2 protein-coding genes are annotated in these 2,623 nt (G+C 42.8%); one reads left to right on the top strand and one right to left on the bottom strand.

The window, feature by feature from the left end; genetic code table 11:
* Positions 1–623: 623 nt before the first annotated feature.
* The gene (locus EWV66_RS09790; protein ID WP_052276541.1) at positions 624–1,817 is read left to right on the top strand and encodes an NAD(P)/FAD-dependent oxidoreductase; all 1,194 of its coding nucleotides are present in this window, start codon (positions 624–626) and stop codon (positions 1,815–1,817) included.
* On the opposite strand, the gene EWV66_RS09785 is transcribed toward EWV66_RS09790, so the two are convergent.
* Positions 1,797–2,216 (bottom strand): GAF domain-containing protein, encoded by a 420-nt coding sequence (locus tag EWV66_RS09785; RefSeq protein WP_052276542.1) that lies wholly within the window; start codon positions 2,214–2,216, stop codon positions 1,797–1,799. The two genes, EWV66_RS09790 and EWV66_RS09785, sit on opposite strands and share 21 nt — an antisense overlap.
* Positions 2,217–2,623 lie beyond the last annotated feature (407 nt).

Genomic DNA, 2,623 nt, shown 5'->3' with positions numbered 1-2,623 from the left:
ACTTAAACTAATAAAACGGAGAGGCTATGGCTTTAGAAACTTTCGGAATTTTTGGGTTAGAAGTATGTTATCTTGGCATCTTGTATGTTGATTTAGCATAAAGGGTAACGAAGAGCCATTTTATCTCAAATGTCGGGGTGAAGACCCTCGCTTTTAACGAGATGAAACTCCAACCAATATAAAACAGCGAAGCACGACTTAAATCTTGACAATCTCTGCTGTATAAGTTAGCCTATAAATAGTTGTTTGAGGTCGATAAACAATGATTATCCTAAGTTTCAGAAAAATAATCGTTCAAATGTTTATTATGTCCAATTCTGTCTAAGCGTTAATATTCGGGAATAGGCAAAACCGCTAGAACCGAATAAAAAATGTGTAGGATTGGATGTAGGTTTAAAAGTTTTCTACGCTAATAGTGATTATGTTTAAAAATTGGTCTTTCGACGATTGGATGAATCATATCCTTTTTCTGGCTACAATTATGGCTTTGCTGACGATTTGGTTGGGTAGATAAATAAAAACATTTTTCTTTCCTCGCTTTACCAAAAATTTGGGTTTAAGGTTCCCCGTCCATTTTATGGCAGGGAGTGTCAAAATAAGAAACAAAACCCTCAGCGATCGATATGACTGACTCAATCCCAAAAATTTGTATTCTCGGTGGTGGTTTTGGTGGACTCTATACTGCTCTACGTTTGAGTCAATTGCCTTGGACCGATCAACACCCCCCCCAAATTACCTTAATTGATAAAAGCGATCGCTTTTTATTTTCTCCCCTTCTCTACGAATTAGTCACCTCAGAACTACAATCTTGGGAAATTGCTCCCCCTTTCAGCGAATTGCTCGCCAATACCCCCGTTAACTTCCAACAGGGAACCGTCACGGCGATCAATGTTAATAATCATAAAATAACCCTTGACAATCAAAACGATATATGCTATGACCGCCTCGTGATCGCCCTCGGTGGTCAATCTTCCCTTGAATTCCTACCCGGGGCCAAAACCCACGCTATCCCCTTTCGTAGTCTAGAGGATGCCTATCGTCTTCAGGATCGACTCAAAACCCTAGAACAATCCGATCGCGATAAAATTCGGGTCGCCATTATCGGGGGCGGTTATAGCGGCGTAGAATTAGCCTGTAAGCTGGCCGATCGCCTCGGAGAAAGGGGAAGAATTCGTCTGATCGAAAGAAATAGCGATATACTTGGCCCTTCAACCCAATTTAACCGCGACACCGCCAAAAAAGCCCTAGAAAAACGTCTAGTTTGGTTAGACCTAGAAACCACCGTCGCCGACATCCAAGCTGATCGCCTCTCCCTTGACTACAAAGGACAGATCGACAATATCCCCGTTGATCTAATTCTCTGGACCGTTAGTCCGATCGCCTCTCCACTGCTCGCTAATTTGCCCCTAGCACATAATGAGCGCAAATTACTAAAAGTTAATCAATATTTACAAACTGTCGAAAACCCCAGCATCTACGCGATCGGCGATGCGGCCGATAGTCGCGATCAAGAGGATAAACCCTATGCTGCCACGGCTCAGGTCGCCCTTCAACAGTCCGACTACTGCGCTTGGAATATTTGGGCGAGTTTTCACGATAAACCGGCTTTACCCTTCCGTTATCAACCTTTAGGCGAAATGTTGACCCTCGGAGTCGATGAGGCTACGATTAGCGGTTTAGGACTAGAATTAGCCGGTCCCCTTGCCCATCTTACCCGTCGCTTAGTCTATCTCTACCGACTGCCCACCCTTAACCATCAAATCGCGGTAGCATTTAACTGGATTGCCCAACCGCTTCTATCCCTCATCTCTGAGTAGCGAGTTCAGATATTCCTCCACTAACAAACTATCTCGATCGGTCAATTCCTGACCATCGAGACGGTTTAACAGCATTACTGCACCAAATAACCGATTATTAACCCTAATTGGCACAGCTAAAGCCGTTTTTATCCCCAAAGCGACCGCTATATCCTGACGGATGCGATTATCTCCGAGAGTTTGTCCCACCACCACCGGACAACTCCCCTGGTAAACCACCGTACACAATCCCGACGTGGCAATATCACCCCTTTTGCCCACAATTGCCCCAGTGTTTTTACCCGCACCCGCGCGATAATAAATACTATCACCGTCAAATTCGGCAATGATAACCGTTTCTGTTGGAATTAAACCTAAAATTTCTTCAGCAATGCGATCGAGATTAGTTAATTTTTCCATAATGGTTTAGGGGTTGAGGAAATGGGGTGTTATAATCAAAAAAAGGTAATGATTCGGTAGTAGTGGCGTAGCTCTCTTGCTTACCTGGTATAAATTGTGTAAAATATTTATTAATAAAAATAATCGGAACCCGATCAGTCTTTAAACCTCTAGCTTGATTATGACTTTTCTGATAAATATCTTTTTCTGGCTCCTGTCTGGCTTACTGAAATATCAGTCTAGCACCGAACAAAGTGCCCCCCTAGTTCACCTCTATTCCCCTGTCAAGCGTTGTGGTTCTCACCATAGGGCTCTTCTGGTTTTCGTGTGTTAATTTTTGTTATGAATTAAAGCCAGCAAACAGCTTAAGTCGAAGATGTTCAAAATTGGTAAATCCATAACTCATTCTTTTAATAAGCTTTATTTTG

The sequence above is a fragment of the Microcystis sp. M_OC_Ca_00000000_C217Col genome, from assembly GCF_007095585.1.
GTDB lineage: Bacteria > Cyanobacteriota > Cyanobacteriia > Cyanobacteriales > Microcystaceae > Microcystis > Microcystis panniformis.
The sequence above is the reverse complement of the archived record's forward strand: the minus strand, read 5'-3'. Positions and strand labels throughout refer to the sequence as shown.

Bases quoted from the DNA above. Each gene is read 5' to 3' on its own strand.
- EWV66_RS09790 (WP_052276541.1), top strand. From the start codon at position 624: ATGACTGACTCAATCCCAAAAATTTGTATTCTCGGTGGTGGTTTTGGT.
- EWV66_RS09785 (WP_052276542.1), bottom strand. From the start codon at position 2,216: ATGGAAAAATTAACTAATCTCGATCGCATTGCTGAAGAAATTTTAGGT.